The 16,133-nt window shown below is 43.1% G+C and carries 12 protein-coding genes and 2 pseudogenes; 12 read left to right on the top strand and 2 right to left on the bottom strand.

Translation table 11 applies throughout. The features are described 5' to 3' along the window. Positions 1 to 55: 55 nt before the first annotated feature. A pseudogene (locus tag G5B60_RS04125) lies at positions 56 to 1,549 on the bottom strand (primase C-terminal domain-containing protein). 175 nt (positions 1,550 to 1,724) lie between these two features. Next, positions 1,725 to 2,228, bottom strand: coding sequence for a modification methylase Sau96I (locus tag G5B60_RS04130; RefSeq protein ID WP_164684162.1), 504 nt, complete (start codon positions 2,226 to 2,228; stop codon positions 1,725 to 1,727). Between the two features lie 225 nt (positions 2,229 to 2,453). On the opposite strand from G5B60_RS04130, the gene G5B60_RS11430 reads away from it, so the two are divergent. From G5B60_RS11430 to G5B60_RS04185, 12 genes and pseudogenes are all read left to right on the top strand, one after another. Further along, positions 2,454 to 2,849, top strand: coding sequence for a glycosyltransferase family 2 protein (locus G5B60_RS11430; protein ID WP_241154498.1), 396 nt, complete (start codon positions 2,454 to 2,456; stop codon positions 2,847 to 2,849). Between the two features lie 75 nt (positions 2,850 to 2,924). Further along, positions 2,925 to 3,323 (top strand): hypothetical protein, encoded by a 399-nt coding sequence (locus G5B60_RS11435; protein ID WP_241154499.1) that lies wholly within the window; start codon positions 2,925 to 2,927, stop codon positions 3,321 to 3,323. 14 nt (positions 3,324 to 3,337) lie between these two features. Further along, positions 3,338 to 4,330, top strand: a complete 993-nt coding sequence (locus G5B60_RS04140) for a sugar transferase (protein WP_206225084.1) — start codon at positions 3,338 to 3,340, stop codon at positions 4,328 to 4,330. Positions 4,331 to 4,339: 9 nt separating this feature from the next. Further along, positions 4,340 to 6,052, top strand: a complete 1,713-nt coding sequence (locus G5B60_RS04145) for an SP_1767 family glycosyltransferase (protein WP_241154500.1) — start codon at positions 4,340 to 4,342, stop codon at positions 6,050 to 6,052. Next, positions 6,053 to 6,925 carry a glycosyltransferase family 2 protein gene (locus G5B60_RS04150; protein WP_164682785.1) on the top strand — a complete coding sequence of 291 codons (873 nt, stop codon included), beginning with the start codon at positions 6,053 to 6,055 and terminating at the stop codon, positions 6,923 to 6,925. A 42-nt stretch (positions 6,926 to 6,967) separates the two neighbouring features. Next, positions 6,968 to 8,233: an accessory Sec system protein translocase subunit SecY2 gene (secY2, locus tag G5B60_RS04155; RefSeq protein WP_164682787.1), complete on the top strand. Its 1,266-nt coding sequence runs from the start codon at positions 6,968 to 6,970 to the stop codon at positions 8,231 to 8,233. A gap of 9 nt (positions 8,234 to 8,242) precedes the next feature. Then, the gene (gene asp1, locus G5B60_RS04160) at positions 8,243 to 9,829 is read left to right on the top strand and encodes an accessory Sec system protein Asp1 (protein WP_164682789.1); all 1,587 of its coding nucleotides are present in this window, start codon (positions 8,243 to 8,245) and stop codon (positions 9,827 to 9,829) included. Then, positions 9,822 to 11,426, top strand: coding sequence for an accessory Sec system protein Asp2 (gene asp2 / locus G5B60_RS04165; RefSeq protein ID WP_164682791.1), 1,605 nt, complete (start codon positions 9,822 to 9,824; stop codon positions 11,424 to 11,426). The genes asp1 and asp2 overlap by 8 nt, the downstream gene beginning before the upstream one ends. Then, positions 11,423 to 11,977: an accessory Sec system protein Asp3 gene (gene asp3, locus G5B60_RS04170; protein WP_164682793.1), complete on the top strand. Its 555-nt coding sequence runs from the start codon at positions 11,423 to 11,425 to the stop codon at positions 11,975 to 11,977. Before asp2 ends, asp3 begins: the two co-directional genes overlap by 4 nt. Before the next feature lie 2 nt (positions 11,978 to 11,979). After that, positions 11,980 to 14,367 carry an accessory Sec system translocase SecA2 gene (gene secA2, locus G5B60_RS04175; RefSeq protein WP_164682795.1) on the top strand — a complete coding sequence of 796 codons (2,388 nt, stop codon included), beginning with the start codon at positions 11,980 to 11,982 and terminating at the stop codon, positions 14,365 to 14,367. A gap of 15 nt (positions 14,368 to 14,382) precedes the next feature. Further along, positions 14,383 to 15,894 (top strand): annotated as a pseudogene (gene gtfA / locus G5B60_RS04180) (accessory Sec system glycosyltransferase GtfA). After that, positions 15,887 to 16,126 carry a hypothetical protein gene (locus G5B60_RS04185; RefSeq protein ID WP_164682797.1) on the top strand — a complete coding sequence of 80 codons (240 nt, stop codon included), beginning with the start codon at positions 15,887 to 15,889 and terminating at the stop codon, positions 16,124 to 16,126. The pseudogene gtfA and the gene G5B60_RS04185 overlap by 8 nt, the downstream one beginning before the upstream one ends. Positions 16,127 to 16,133: the final 7 nt, after the last annotated feature.

Below are 16,133 nucleotides of genomic sequence, written 5' to 3' on the forward strand. Positions count from 1 at the left end.
TCAGTATCATAGATATAATGTAATGGCAGTCTGGCTATTTTATTTTTTCTTACTTTTATCCCACATCTTCCTCAAATAATTGACCTTTTATGGCATGTTTTAAACCCTCCTGAGCTTTAATAATAGTTTGTTTGATTATTTGACCTGGTATCTCTAGAAAACTTGCGAGAGACGCAAAATAAGCCGTTTTAGTTTCTTGTGTCTTTAGCAAGATAGACAGAAGAACCGTTTTAACAGAAGCGAGGATTAAACCTCCTCCCCGTCCTTTCTTCACCTGGAGGAAGATTTTATTATGGTCTGCCAATCGACGTAAGACAATCTTAAGACTAGAGCTAGCAATACCAAGAGCTTTCTGCAGATCTTTTTGAGTGACTTTTAGAGCAACCTTTTCAGTATCTGTTTGATCCGTGATATAGCCCATAATGTCCGTTTCCCATTCAGTATAGTTGCTATGTACTCGATCAGCACGTTTCTTTTTAAATTTGTACCACCCCTGTTTAATAAGAAGTTCTGAACTGTTGAGGTCTTTATTGACCCAAGCTTTGCACAGTAGTGTGATATAATCACGGCTAGCCGCCTCATATTTACCTGAGTAGGCACTAGCAATTAGCTTTAAGAGTTCACCTGTAGAGACTGGTTCGTCTAGTTGTAGATTGAACTCGTTTAAAATGACCTCACAATCGCCCTGAGAGACACCAGATGAAAAGTTGGCTAAAGCAAGGGTAAATAGACCATTGTTTCTCCCCATTAGAGCTTTAGCCCCCTTGATACTCGCCCTCTTCATCAGCAAACCCTACCAGGGCTCGTCAATCTGTTTTACCCCTTTTGACCCTGAAATAACTGTTAAATTTGGTTGCTTACTCGGGAATGGCAAGTCAGACTGCTTCATTGACCAATCTAACCACTCTTGAAAAGAATACGTATAGTCTTTATGAAAGAACTCTACCTTGTCTGTTCGTGGCATACGTGCAATCCCAAAATGGTTACACGTGAGATCAACTGGCAATGTTTGGGCAAAGTACTGTCTCAAATTTTGAGAAATGGCTTTTGCGACTTTAATCACTTTAAAATTAGAATGAGCTGTGACATAGGCAGGTTCTGACAGAACAAAGTAAGCTTGATAGCCCTTATCAGACTTCAGAATTAAAGTCGGCATAAAGCCCAGGTCAGTCGCAGCTGTTAAAGTATCTCCAGAGGTCATCTCTTCAGCGGAAGACGTAATATCAAAATCAATGTAGAAAGTGTTAATCTGTCTGAGATTCTCTTCAGCGTGTCCACGTGTAATTGTGCGTTTATCATCACTATAAGAGCCGTAGCGATAGACGTTTGGTGTCCAGTGGGTAAAGTTGTTCTGGTTCTCAAAAATAGCTTCCATCGATGTCAGAGCAACTCCACGTGCCTTTACCATATAATCCTTAGAACGATAGGCAAATATAGCACCACGTTTCCTTTCTTCAGCCGAAGAGATTAGTTTTAGGTGACTGTTCTTAAATTTGGTTTGTCTTAACCCATCTTTGAGGATTAAGGAATAGAAGTTTTTTGTCGTCATAAATTTTTTTAAAATAGTTTCGATAGTTCAAAATAAAGAGTAGTACCAGCAATAAAATACAGAAGAAAATAGAAAACTATTACAGAAACCCAATCTTCAACACTGAGCTTTATCTTTCCAGACTGTATTTTCTTTATATCTAGCCACAACAAAACTGAAATCGAGATGATGAGACCTATTGAGCAAAAAACTTGTTTAATATCCATTGCTTATCTATCTCCTTGTTTAACTCTAAACTACTTGGCAAGTTATGCTTAGGAAAACTATTTCCATTTCTCAATTTTTCTTTTAGGTAAAATCGAGGTTTAGCAGTCTCCACATAATCAGAGCGTCTCCAGTTACGCCTTAAACGTTTGGTCGGAAGTTTAATCTTCCCTTCAATTTCTTTAAATCGAAAGCCTAATTTCAAGTAGGTCGTTACAATCTCATCAGCGTGTTTTTTCGCTTCATCATTTCGTAAGCGGTAATCTAATGACTCGTTATGGCTTTGAGAACATTCTAGATATTCTATATAGAGTTTTCTCATTTCCTTAATTCTTTCCTGCCAGTAAGGACTGTCGGGATTTCCAGAGTATTTATTGACTAATTTCTCAACAGGTTCAACAAATTTCATGAGAACACTGTCAAATGTTCCCAAGTCCTTAAAAGGGTCAGTAAAGCCTAGTGTTTCACTTTCCATTAGTTTCTGATAAACAAACTGATCCAATTTGAAACCTCCCTATCATTTTGAGCAAACAAAAAAGGGAGAACAGCTTTCTGTTCTCCCTCATAGTGCTATGTTTGATTAAATCTAAAAACTCTTACCACTTACAATATTTTATTATAGTATATGTATATCTCTAGGTTTATTTGTAACATTTTGGTATAATAGTTAGTGATTATGCTATTTTTAGGAGAAAGTGTAATGGAAAAAATAAGTGTGATTATACCAGCCTATAATTGCGAGAAATACCTAGACCAGTGTGTGCGTAGTGTGCTTGCGCAGACTTATCAGAATCTTGAGATTATTATCGTCAATGATGGCTCTACAGATACAACAGGAAAAATCATGGAGCAGCTTGTCCAAGCGGACCAGCGTATCAAGACTCTTCACAAAGAAAGTACTGGTGTGGGTGAAACGCGTAATGTCGGACTGAGTTTAGCAACTGGTGCTTACATCTGCTTTATTGATAGCGACGACTGGATGGATCCCAATCATATTGAAGACTTGTATCAGGTTTTGACCAAGCCAGATAGCGATATTGCTATCACTAACTTTTCCCAATACAGCGAAGAAAAAGGTAGTTACAATATTCACTAGAGCGCTGAAGACTATTATGAAAAGGTTTATACACCTGAGGAGTGGTTTGCTTTTCAGTACGGACAGCCGCATTTTTTGAGTTCTTTCTTTGTTGTCCCTTGGGGCAAGCTCTATAAGCGCGAGCTTGTTGAGGATGCGCTCTATCCTAATAAACACGCAGATGATGACTATACGACTTGGAAGCTATATCTTTTTTCAGAGCGCATTGTCTACATCAATGCGGCTTCTTATATTTACCGTATCAATAGCAGCTCTATGACACAGGTCGGCAATCAAGCACATATCTTTTCAGCAGAAGCGGTAGAAGAACGCTTGTCTCTCTTGACGCTCATTGGCTTTGATATTTCTCGTGAGATTGAAGCCTTCAAGTGGCGAAGTGCTGTCAACGAAAAAGCTATGCTGGAGCAAGGTGATATAGCAGTCTACAAAGATATGAAACTAAAACGCAAGTTAATGCAAAAGTACAGAAAGTAAGAAGAAGGAAAACAATGAGAGTTTACATTACCAATATCAACGGCATGGCTGGTGCTGCCCATATTGGGCAAAGCATGGTCATGGATGTTTCAAGTAGTCTAGTCTACCGTGAGCTGGGTATCTACGCTTATAATATGCAGTCAGACAGCGAGATTGAGCTCAGTAAACGTCTAGATGGTATTCTGGCAGGGCTTCACAGGGGCGATGGGGTCATTGTGCAGCTGCCGACTTGGAACAGCACAGCCTTTGATGAAAAGTTGCTGTCTCGTATCCGCCTTTTTGGCGTGAAGCTGGTGATTTTTATCCATGATGGGGTGCCTTTGATGTTTTCCTCAAACTTTTACCTCATGGAGCGTGTGATTGCCATGAACAATCAAGCAGATGTCCTGATTGCACCCAGTCAAGCTATGGTCGATAAGTTGAGAGAGCACGTCTTTACCACGCAGAAAGTCGTCTTTCAGCGGATGTGGGACAATCCGACAGAGCTGCCCATGTATCCAGCGCATTTTGAGCGCAAGATTCATTTACCAGGCAATCCAGAGCGTTTTCCTTTTGTGCGGGAGTGGCGTTTTGATGTTCCATTACATGTCTATGGTACAAATGAAGACCTACCAGAGCAGGGGGTCAAAGAAGCTTGGCGACCAAATGATGCGCTCATGATGGACTTATCTCGTGGTGGTTTTGGTTTGGTCTGGATGGCAAAGCATGATAAGGACTATATGAAGCTCTACTGCCCTTATAAACTAGGCACTATTCTAGCAGCAGGTATTCCTGTCATTGTCGAGCGTGGCATTGCAAATCAAGACATCATAGAAGAAAACAAGCTAGGCTTGGTCGTTGATAGTCTAGAAGCGGCAGCCGAGCTTGTTAAGCAACTGCCAGAGGAGACTTATCAGCAGTTGGTGGCAAACTTCAGAGCCTTTAACCCCTTTCTGAGAAATGGTTATTTCACACGTCGCCTCTTGGTCGAAGCGATTTGTGCAGTTTATGATAAGACAGGAGATTAGGAGAAAGTGATGGCTTTACCACAAATTGAGGTGCGCTCTATTTCATGGTCTATTTACTATATCAAGCAACATCAGGCTCCTGTTGTGCGTTTTGGTGATGGTGAGATAGACCTTATCATGGGGCGCAGCATTCCTTATCAAAGTTATGATAAGGACTTGGCGCTTGAACTGCTGGAGATATTAGAGACACCGAGCAGTCCCAAGCTCATGGTCTGTCTGCCAGATGTCTTTGAGCATTTGGAGCGCTATAACAGTAATGCTCAGCACTTTTGGGAAAATCACTTTGAGCAATTTTCGGACTTTTATAAGGAGCACTGCCACTCTAGCTGGTACGGCTCAACCTTTTTATCACGCCCTTACATCGACTGGGTGGATAAGAGCCAAGCACAGGCAAACCTTGAAAAGCTTCGCAGTCTTTGGCAGGACAAGGACTTGCTCATTGTGGAGGGAGAAACGTCTCGCTCTGGTGTGGGCAATGACCTTTTTGACAATAGCAAGTCCATTAAGCGTATCATCGGACCGTCTAAAAACGCTTATCAAGACCTAGACTGGCTTTATGATAAAGTAATGGAACACAGTGCTAACCGCCTTGTTCTGGTTATGCTAGGTCCTACAGCTAAGGTGCTGGTCAAACGTCTGGCTGATAGCGGCATTCAAGCTATTGGCCTTGGGCATATCGACTCTGAATACGAGTGGTATCAGATGAAAGCAACGCATAAGGTGAAGTTAGCGCACAAGCACACTTCTGAGTTTAACTATGATGCGGACATTGCTTTTGATGAGGAAACTAACTATCTCTCTCAGATTGTCGCTCACATCAAAGATAAGGAAAAGAAACCGATGACATCAGAAAAAATCTCCATTATCGTGCCCGTCTACAATGCCGAAAACTATCTAAGACGTTGTATTGATTCTATTCTAGAGCAGACCTACACGAACTTTGAGTTGCTCCTTATCAATGATGGCTCAACAGATGGTAGTGCTAAGATTTTAGAGGAGGTCAAAGAAAGTGATAGCCGTATCCGTGTCGTTCATAAGAAAAATGAAGGCGTTTCTGCCACTCGAAACTTAGGCTTGAAGCTTGCGACAGGCGATTACATCACCTTTATTGACAGTGATGACTTTGTCGATAAACTGTATCTTGACGTCTTGTACAAGCGCCTGACTGAAAGTGACGCTGATATAGCTTCGGGGAATTTTGCTTCTTTCAATGAAGAACTTCAGGCTTTCTTATTTTTCACGACGGAAGAAACGTACTTTGAAAAAGTGTACAGTCCTCAAGAATGGCTGGATCAAGAAAGTAATCCTCGTCATAATCTTTTCTTGACGGTTATTTACACGCCTTTTAAACTCTACCAGCGTGAGCTGTGGGAGGATATTGAGTATCCTGTGGGACGTGTGCGTGAGGATGACTCTATTATTCACAAGCTCTATTTGAGATGTCAGCGTATTAGCTTTGTCAATTCTGCTATTTACTTTTACTCTCAGCACGAGGATAGCCTATCTAAAACCGTCATGCAAAAGGATATAGCGACCAAGATTTCAAAAGCCGAGGAGCGCATAGCACTTATGGCTGCTATGAACTACGATATTTCAGAACATGTCAAGTCTTATCACCAGCGTTTGGAAAAATGTTTTGAAAACGCACTTAATGCAGGGCAGATTGCACTGGCTAAAGACATCAAGGTCAAGCTGAATCTCCTTGAGAAAGGTAGAGACTAAATGGAAAAATTCAGTGTGATTGTTCCCGTGTTTAACTCTGAGGCTTACCTTAGAGAGTGCCTAGACAGTATCATCAATCAGACCTACACCAATCTTGAGATTATCCTTTTCAATGATGGTTCAACCGATAGGTCAGCTGCTATTTGTGAGGAGTATGCGGCAAGAGACGAACGAGTGCGTGTCTATCATAAAAAGCTAGGTGGTAGTGGCGTTGGTGCTACTCGCAATACAGCGCTGTCACTAGTGACAGGGGATTATATTCTCTTTGTTGATAATGACTATTGGCTGGAGTCTACTCATATTGAATTACTCTATGAAGCTTTACAAAAATATAATGCAGATATAGCGGTTGCTAATTTTACAGAGTTTATCGAGGAGAGAAGTGCTTATGCCTTCCATCTTCGTGAAGATGATTTTTATGAAGCGGTCTATACATCGAAGGAATGGTTCAAGTTTCAGTATGATGGGCATTTTTCGCTCATTCAGTGCTTTACTGTCCCTTGGTCTAAGCTCTATAAAGCTTGTCTTTTTGATAATGTCGTCTATCCAGAAAGTGAAAAGGTCGAAGATGACTATACCACTTGGAAGCTCTATCTAGCTTCTGATAAGATTGCTTATCAAAACCGTGCCCTCTACTATCACCGCAAGAGAGAAAGCAGCGTGACAAAGACCGTTGAGGGTGTCTATGTCTATCCTATCAAAAGCGTTGAAGAGCGCCTTGGTGTTCTAGCGAGCTTGGGGATGGATGTGAGTGATGAGTTGCGAGCCTATCGCTATCGCCTGAAGTTGCATTGCGACTTGTACTTAGAGGCAGGGGATATGTATAATTACAAAAAATGTCTACAAAAGTTGCAGTTGATAAGTAAACGTTAGTCCTCGTTGACTATCTATTAAGATGAAGTTAGGAAATAAGTCATGTTATCATTGTTGAGAAGGAAGTTTGCGTATTCCTTATTTGTCCAGAAAATGCTCTGGACCTTGCTCATTATTTTTGTGTATATGTTGGGGCAGCGCATCCCGATACCTACTGTCAAGCTTGATAGCACCTTTTTTCAGGATAAAAATGTTCAAGCGCTGATGCAAAACCTATCCGTTCTGTCTGGTGCTCAGCTGAGCAGTCTCACTCTGTTTTCGCTGGGACTTGGACCTTGGATGACAGCGCAGATTTTGCTGAGAACTTTAACCGTTTTTGAAGTGTCCTTTATCAAAAATATGACCCAAGCCGGGCGCAATCGTTTTATGATGTTTTTTACCCTTCTGGTTAGTTTGATACAGGCGTTTGGGATGACGGTGTCTGCTCAGTATAGCATGATGTCGCAAACCGGCTTTTGTACTGAGACAGTGGCACGTCTAGCGACGATAAGTCTGATGATTGCGGGTTCGATGATTGTGATGGGGCTAGCCAATATGAACACTCTTAAAGGCATTGGTGGCGCTATTGTCATTATCCTCACTAATATGACTACAGGGCTCATCTCAAATATCGTGACTTATGTCACACAGACCAAGTGGACATGGGCGAGCATAGCGACTCAAGGGGCGATTTTTACTCTGGTTTTGTATGTGCTTATCATGATTGCCATTATCACTTATCGAGCAGAGTATCGAATAGCGATTAAGCGTTTCAATGCGCCGCTTAGAAGTCGGCTAGCTTATGCTTACATCCCTATCCGCCTCAATCCAGCAGGTGCTATGCCCTTTATGTACGGGATGACCTTGATGACACTACCACCTTTGCTTTTCCAATGTTTGGCTGGGTTCTTTCCAAAAGTAACGATTTTTAAGACGCTTGCGACAGGCACATCTATACAGACCCTGACAGGGGTGGTGTGTTATGTCATTATTCTCTATATTTTAGCGGTTGGCTTTACCTATTATAACTATGACGCTGGCGATATCGCTGATAATATGCGCAATAACGGCGATTATATCGAGGGTGTTCGTCCTGGGATTGCGACACACCAGTACCTGCAAAAGCGTATCAGCTTTTTTGGACAAATCGGTGCTATTGTCGTTTGCGTGATGGGTGGTGGACCTATGCTGGCTAATGTCCTTGCTGCAGGTCAAGTCAGCCTAGCCTTTGTCGTGACAAATATTTATATCATTGCTAGTTTCATGCTGGGCTTGATTGAGCAAGTGTCCAATATGCGCCTATGGAAGAAATACAAGCAGTTGTTGTAAGGAGTTTTTATGTTTTATTTTATTCCCTCGTGGTACAATCCTAGTCTTCAGTGGTACGATGACACACCGACTTGGTCACGTGTTTATGACAAGATGGAGTTTGACTACACCATCAATCAGCTCAAGATGTTTCAGCAAGCACAGGAAGAGTGTGCTCTCTTGGTGCTGAGTTATCGTCCACAATTGCGCTATTTTCTCCATAAGCAAGATTTGCAAGCGACAGCTTACTGGTCCTTTTTTGACGATATCCAAAATATCTCACGTACGCACACGAAAAATATAGACTTTAAGCGCTTGAATTGGGAGGAGGGCGTGTCCTTTCTCTACTCGCCTTTCATCGTCTTGGTGCGTAAGGAAGGTAAGACCATTGCTAGGGTTAATTTTGCTGAAAATGGCAATGTCCTTACTATTGATAAGGAAAAAGATGGCGTGATAACAGAGTCCTATGTCTTTGACGATAGGGGCTTTCTCTCTAGCTATATCGCCTGTGAAAAGGGCGAAGCCATCTACCAAGCCTATCTCAATGAAAATGGTGTCTGGCAGGTGCGTGAATACCTCCACCAAGATGGCTTTATCGCTATCAATCCAGAATCAGACAAGCTATTTTCAAAAACACTTTATCAGTCTTGGGAGGAGTTGTTGAGAGAGCGATTGCAGCTCTTTTCAAGCCGTCAAATGACAGAAACAGATAAGCTTATCATTGCAAGCGACCCACGTCACAATGCCTTTTTTACCAGCGCCTTTTTGTCCTATAGCAAGGTCTTCTCCTTTTTTGGAGACAGGTACAATCTCTCTGATACAGCGCAATTAACGGCTGTCTGTGAAGCGGCTGATTTGATTGTCACGGAAAAGAAAGAGACACACGACGCTCTGATCAATAGCCTCAAAAAGAGCACTCTGCCAGAAGGGAAGCGTCCCAGCGTGCTGGTGTCAACACCTTTTGATACACGCTTACGACTTGGGCATAGCCAGTCTCAAAAAGAGCTTGAGATTTATTTCTTTATTGACACCATTAACCTTGATAAGCGTCAGCGTTTTCTCAAGCGTCTATTAGCGTTGATGGAGAAAGATGACTCTATCAAACTCATCATCGCTAGTTATGATAGAGCACTAGACGCTAATGCACTCAAAAAAGACATCAATCAATTTATTGATGCAGCGTTTGATTCTGCTCGTTTTTTCTCAAGTGTCAAAGACAGCGGGGAAAATCAGATTGATGTATCAGAGGAAGAAGACAATGCCAGAGTGAGCGTTGAGCTGATAACCAGTGAGACACAGATTATCGGACTGCTCGACCATGAACGCTTGGTCATTGATCTTGGTGAAAAGCCCGACCTTTATACCCAGATAGCGAGTATCAGTGCGGGAATTCCGCAGATTAACCAAGTGCAGACAGAGTATGTTTTGCATCAAAAAAATGGCTGGATAGCAAGGACAGAAGAAGAGCTGGAAAAATCAGTGTATTATTACTTTGACGGTCTGCGTCATTGGAATGACAGTTTAGTCTATGCAGTTGAGAAGATGGGAGACTACACCAGCGGTCAGTTGTTAGCCCGCTGGAAGGAAGCCTTAGAGAAGAAGAGGGAATATGAGTAAAGACTTAAAAATTCTCCAGATTGGAGAGAGCAATTGGTCAGAAATAGCAGGCGTTGAACTGCCTGCAGCGCTTGACTGGCTCTTTTGTACGCCTGATGAGATAGAAGAACTATTTACCAAAGAACTGCAAGAAAGATTAGCGGCCAAGCTTGAAAATGGGGACATCAAGGAGGACAGCGAGGTTGCTCTTGAGAAGATTCCTATCAGTTTTTCTGGTGTTATGCTAACTAGCCCTGTAACAGAGGACTTGTTTGCGCCTCTGATGGATACGGTTGAAGCCTACGCTGTTTTTCGTGATGAAAAGACCATCTTAGAAAGAGGACAAAAAAGAGGTTTCTTTCGTCGCAAGGTCATTCGTGAGTTGCGTGTTGACGGCAATTACCAGCAGCTTTTTTACTATCTCGCCAAGAACCTTTTTCGTGGACATTATGGTGCTAAGCTGAAGATAGGTGAGATAGATGTTGTTCCAGATGTTCAAGATATGGTCACTTATTTTGGTAACAAAGAATCAGTTTTTGAAGGTGAATTTGGTGAGGAATTCACACCACTCTTTTCTTTTCGTTATGGTTTTCCAATCTTTGCCATGGGCATTGAAATTTGGCAAGAGTATACAAAGAGTGAGGGTATTGACGTTTACTGGCTTATAGAAGGGTTTCAAGCAGGCTCTCTAGGGGATATCAAAAGACGTTTTATCATTTCAGAAAAACAGTTCAGAGCACCTTATATCATATCTCCGATGGAAGGCATTGGGGCTTATAATGTTACGGATTATGCTAAGGGAGCAGGTAAGCTGTCCATTGGGGCGCTTCATTGGCGCTACTCTAGGAAGGGACTGGGGCGTTTTGTGCTTGGTGGTGAGCGTATCGCAGACAGTAAGCGTCAAGAGCTCTTTTGTTACTTTAATCCAGGCGATATGCAGCCACCGCTCAATGTGTATTTCTCAGGTTTTCGTGGTGCCGAAGGATTTGAGGGCTTTTTCATGATGAAACGTTTAGGAGCTCCATTTTTACTAGTAGCTGACCCGAGACTAGAGGGTGGTTGCTTTTGTATGGGAACCAAAGAATTAGAAGAACAGTTAGTTGCTGCTATCAAAAACACTCTTGATGACTTGGGATTTGAAGAGTCAGACCTTGTCTTGTCAGGGCTGTCTATGGGAGCTTACGGGGCTGTCTACTATGCTTTAGACTTACGGCCAACAGCTGTTATTGTCGGAAAACCCTTTACCAATGTCGGAGATACAGTCAAACGTTTAAAGACCAAACTTCCAGATGAGTTTGAAACCAGTTCAGACATGCTAGCTAACATCATAGGAGACAATAGTTACGCTTCTGCTGAGCAGCTCAATGAGCGCTTTTGGCAAAGATTTACACAGTCAAACTACCCCAACACCACCTTTGCCATAGCTTATATGGAGCAGGATGACTACGATGGTCATGCCTTTGAAAAACTTTTGAGCTACATGTCTGATAAAACCATTCACATCTATGGAAAAGGCTATACAGGACGCCACAATGATAACAGTCGATCTTTCAATCAGTGGTTCAACAGCCAGTACCATCGTCTCCTCAGCGAAAGATTCGGAAGGAGATTGTCATGACCTATAAGCAAATAGCTGTCATTACCTTGGATGATATCCATACAGATAATGTCTACACCTATGGTTCTGAGATTCATATGGAGGAGGGCGGTTTTCACTTTAAAAATCCGCTCATGCCACCGAGTCGCCCGATTTTCAAGGGGTCGTCTCGCTATAACTATCAAGGTAATCGCAGAAGCCCAGAGTTACCTCTCCTCACACCTGAGAAACCTTATAAGCTAGAGGTTGTGGCACGGACTGTTCCTACTAATCGCTTTTACCTCAAACTCGCCTTTAGCAATCGCCAATGTGAAGTAATTGGACAGAACTTCCAAAGAAGTGATAGTGATAGTTTTACTTGTCCCAAGGGCACCTTCACTTATACGATTACTTTGTATGGGGCAGGATGTGAGCAGGTTGTTTTTGAACGTTTTGTCTTATTTGAGGAGGATGGGATTTGCCCAATTGTGATAGAGGAGAAAGTACCAGCTTCTTATGCTCCTCTTGAGCGCCCTAGCTTTTTACAGCTTGTGGAGCCGCTCCTTGAGACAAATGAAGAAAAGAAAGGATAAGTATGGCAGCTACAGAAAAAAGTTCTTTATTGAACCGCTATCGTCTCTACAAACTACGACGCATTTTAGCTAAAATCAATGCCTTAGCCTCTCATTACAAGGACTTGTCGGATGAAGAGTTGAAAGCTGAAACCACTCGCTTTAAGCAACGTTTGGCAGCTGGTGAGACGCTAGACTCTATCTTGCCAGAGGCTTTTGCTACTATCCGAGAGGCAAATCGTAGAATTTTAGGCATGTTTCCCTTTGATGTCCAAGTGCTCGGAGGTATCGTCCTACATCAAGGGAAAATCGCTGAGATGCGTACGGGCGAGGGAAAAACGCTGACTGCCACCATGCCCCTCTATCTCAATGCCCTAACAGGAAAAGGCGCTATCCTTGTAACGTTCAATGATTATCTGGCTAAGCGTGACGCTGAGGAAATGAAGCCTGTCTATGAGTTTTTGGGTCTGAGTGTCGGTGTGGGCGTCTTTGATGAGGATGAAGCCCCGAGTACCGAGGTAAAAAAAGCGGTCTATGATTCTGACATCGTCTATTCAACCAGCACAGCGCTTGGTTTTGATTACCTAACGGACAATCTCGTTGGTTACCAAAATAGCAAGTTTTTGCTTCCTTTTAACTATGTCATCGTCGATGAGGTGGATGCGGTGCTTCTCGATATGGCGCAGACACCGCTTATCATATCAGGCTCACCTCGTGTCCCGTCCAATTTTTATCCAGTAGCGGATTTGTTTGTACAGACGCTAAAGGAAGACGAGGAGTACCAGTACAAAAAAGATGACAAAGATGTCTATCTAACCGATAAAGGTGCCGATTACGCTCAGACATTTTTTGATATTGATGCCCTCTATAGTGAAACTTCTCGTGAGCTTTACCGGCAGATCATGCTGGCACTTAGAGCGCACAAGCTCTATAAAAAAGATTATGACTATGTTGTGGTTGACTACGAGGTCAAATTGTTAGATAATAGGACGGGGCGTTTTCTTGAAGGAACTAGAATGCAATCTGGCATTCACCAATCCATAGAGACAAAAGAGGGTGTTAAAAACACCAAGGAAACCCGTGCAACAGCCTCCGTGACCTACCAGTCTCTCTTTAACATGTTTCCTAAAATCTCTGGCATGACTGGGACTGGAAAAACAGCTGAGGATGAACTGATTGATACCTATCAGCTAGAGGTGGTGGTTATCCCTACCAATCGCCCTGTACAGCGGATTTACTATCCTGATAAGGTCTATACAACCCTACCTGAAAAGCTCTATGCCACTATCGAGGAGGTCAAGTCCATTCATGCAACGGGACAGCCGATTTTACTTATCTCTGGAACGGTTGAAGTTGCTGAGATTTATTCACGCATGCTCCTTCAAGAAGGCATTGCCCACAATCTTTTTACTGCAAAGAATGCGGCTAAAGAAGTCCAGATTGTCGAAGAAGCTGGGCAGGTCGGCAATGTCACTGTCGCTACACCAATGGCAGCACGGGGAACAGACATCAAGCTCGGTGACAATGTCGATGACCTCGGTGGGCTTGCGGTTATCGGCACAGAGCGCCTGCAAAGTCGTAGACAAGCCCTACCAGTTATGGGACGAGCTGGCAGGCGAGGTGCCCCAGGCAGGTCACAGTTTTTTGTCTCCCTAGAGGATGAGCTTCTCCTTACAAATGGTCCAAGTTGGGCGAAGAGCTATTTTGAAAAGCGCGGCCAGACCAAGCACAAGCACTATGGACAAGAGTTGACTAAAGGACGCTTCAAGCGAGCCGTTAATCACGCCCCAGTTATCAGTGAGGACAAGGAAGTCTCTGCTCGAGCTAATACCGTGCAACTCGGTGAGAGCCTAGATGTTCAGAGAAATCTCATCTATCAACTACGAGACAAGGTCATGTTCAATGACATTCCTGTACGAAAATACATTGATACCATTTTTGAAGAAGAGATTGAGCGTGTCGCAAGGGACATGAAAACCAAAAGTCGTCATGACCTGCGCCGCTATATTTTAGATAATTATGCCTATCATTTTGTAGAGATACCTAACAGCGTAGACATACAAAAGCCCGAGACTGTAAAAAATCTCCTGTGGCAGCTCTACCAGAGTGAAAAAGACAAAAAAGAAGCCTTTCTTTTTTCTGTTAAGCAGGTATATGAGTTTTATTGTCTGTCGATATTAAAAGCTATTTACGCAGCGTGGGTAGAGGAGGTTGACCACCTGCAGCAGCTAAAAGGTATCGTCAACACTCGTCCTATCGGACAGCGTAACAATATCGTGGAGTACCATATGGAGTCTCATGACATTTACCAGTGTATGGGAGAGGATGTCAAGCACAAGGTTGTGCGCAATGTCATGCTGAGTACGCTTAACAAGGATAAAGACGGGCACTTATCCATTTATTATGTATAAGAACTGAGAGACCCTGTGACACTTTATAACATCAATTTAGGCATTGGTTGGGCGAGTAGTGGTGTTGAGTACGCCCCAGCCTATCGTGCCAGTGTCCTAAGAGAGCTTGGTTTAGAGAGCAAGATTATTTTTACGGACATGATTGTCACTGAAAATATCGAACACCTAACAGCCAATCTCGGCTTTAGAGACGATGAGATTATCTGGCTTTATTCCTTTTTTACTGATGTCAAAATCGCAAAAACCAGCTTTACGCTAGCAGATTTGGAAAAGACCATTGACATGCCTTTATCTCGTGTGGAGCGTACAGGCAAGGCGGTGCGTTATTTTTACGATGACAATGACATGCTTATCACAGCCTACGCTAATGATGAGACCAGGGATATCATCCAGCGTGTCGAGTATGTGTCAAAGGGCGTCTTAGTGCGTAAGGACTACTTTACCTACACGAGGCTCTTTAGCGAATACTACGCTCCTAAAAACCAGCGTGCCGAGGTCTATCAGCGTACCTTTTTTAACGAAGATGGTACGGACGCCTGCACGGAAAACCGAGATGGAGATAACAGCGTCTTTATCTTTAAAGACCGCCTCCTCTACTCTAAGGATGAGTTAGTGGCTTACATGTTAGAGCGCTTAAAGCTGACAGAAAACGACATTGTTATCCTTGACCGTGCCACAGGTATCGGACAAAGCGTTTTTCAGCACCACTGCAAGGCTCGCCTAGCGGTCGTCATTCATGCCGAGCACTTTAGTGAAAATAGCACCACTAATAAAACCATCCTTTGGAGCAACTACTACGAGTACCAATTCACAAACAGCGATAAAGATGACGCTTTTATCGCCTCGACCGACGTGCAAAAGAACTTACTTGAACATCAGTTTAGCCAGTACACCAACCGTCACCCCAAGGTCTATACCATCCCAGTCGGTAGTTTAGAGCGCCTACGTGGGCAAGGAAGTGACCAGCGTAAGCCTTACTCGTTAGTGACTGCCTCTCGTCTCGCAAGTGAAAAACACATTGATTGGCTAGTTCAGGCGGTTGTCTTAGCACACCAAGAGTTGCTAGAAGTGACCCTTGATATCTACGGTTCAGGTGGGCAAGAAGCCCTTTTACGAGACTAGATTAGCAAAAACCAGGCGCGGGATTACATCCACCTCAAGGGGCACCAAGATTTGACAGATATTTATCCAAACTATGAGGCTTATGTTGCTGCCTCAACCAGTGAGGGCTTTGGTTTGACTCTTATGGAGGCTGTTGGCTCCGGATTGCCGATTATCGGCTTAGATGTCCGTTATGGCAATCAAACCTTTGTTGATGCTGGCAAAGATGTCTATCTTATCCCTCGGGAGGAACCTGATGATGCTGCTGTCATGGCAAAAGCCTTTGCTCAAAAAATCATCCAGCTCTTTAGAGAAGCTGACCTTGTGCAGTTCCATGAGCACAGCTACCAGATAGCAGAGGGCTTTTTACAAGCCCAAATCACAGCCAAATGGCAAAATTTCATCGAGGAGGTGTCTCATGATTAAACTCTATGACTGGCTAATCCAAGACAGCCTAGCCCTAGATTATTCGCTCAATCAAGCAGGCTTTAGCGGACAGACCATTGTCATCAATGAAAACGGCTTTTTACCAGAAGGCATGACCTCACCTTACTCTTATTTCTGCGGTTTTGAAAAATCAGAAAATAGACTTCCACTCTATTTTAATGAATTGCCTGTGCCTGCTTTTTGGCAAATCGCAGGCAATAACAGTCAATGAGAGGTCT

The organism is Streptococcus hyointestinalis, assembly GCF_011039275.1.
Lineage (GTDB): Bacteria > Bacillota > Bacilli > Lactobacillales > Streptococcaceae > Streptococcus > Streptococcus hyointestinalis_A.

Excerpts from the sequence above, each read along its gene's own strand:
- G5B60_RS04130 (WP_164684162.1), bottom strand. The coding sequence starts at position 2,228 with ATGGAAAGTGAAACACTAGGCTTTACTGACCCTTTTAAGGACTTGGGA.
- G5B60_RS11430 (WP_241154498.1), top strand. The coding sequence starts at position 2,454 with ATGGAAAAAATAAGTGTGATTATACCAGCCTATAATTGCGAGAAATAC.
- G5B60_RS04140 (WP_206225084.1), top strand. The coding sequence starts at position 3,338 with ATGAGAGTTTACATTACCAATATCAACGGCATGGCTGGTGCTGCCCAT.
- G5B60_RS04145 (WP_241154500.1), top strand. The coding sequence starts at position 4,340 with ATGGCTTTACCACAAATTGAGGTGCGCTCTATTTCATGGTCTATTTAC.
- G5B60_RS04150 (WP_164682785.1), top strand. The coding sequence starts at position 6,053 with ATGGAAAAATTCAGTGTGATTGTTCCCGTGTTTAACTCTGAGGCTTAC.
- secY2 (WP_164682787.1), top strand. The coding sequence starts at position 6,968 with ATGTTATCATTGTTGAGAAGGAAGTTTGCGTATTCCTTATTTGTCCAG.
- asp1 (WP_164682789.1), top strand. The coding sequence starts at position 8,243 with ATGTTTTATTTTATTCCCTCGTGGTACAATCCTAGTCTTCAGTGGTAC.
- asp2 (WP_164682791.1), top strand. The coding sequence starts at position 9,822 with ATGAGTAAAGACTTAAAAATTCTCCAGATTGGAGAGAGCAATTGGTCA.
- asp3 (WP_164682793.1), top strand. The coding sequence starts at position 11,423 with ATGACCTATAAGCAAATAGCTGTCATTACCTTGGATGATATCCATACA.
- secA2 (WP_164682795.1), top strand. The coding sequence starts at position 11,980 with ATGGCAGCTACAGAAAAAAGTTCTTTATTGAACCGCTATCGTCTCTAC.
- G5B60_RS04185 (WP_164682797.1), top strand. The coding sequence starts at position 15,887 with ATGATTAAACTCTATGACTGGCTAATCCAAGACAGCCTAGCCCTAGAT.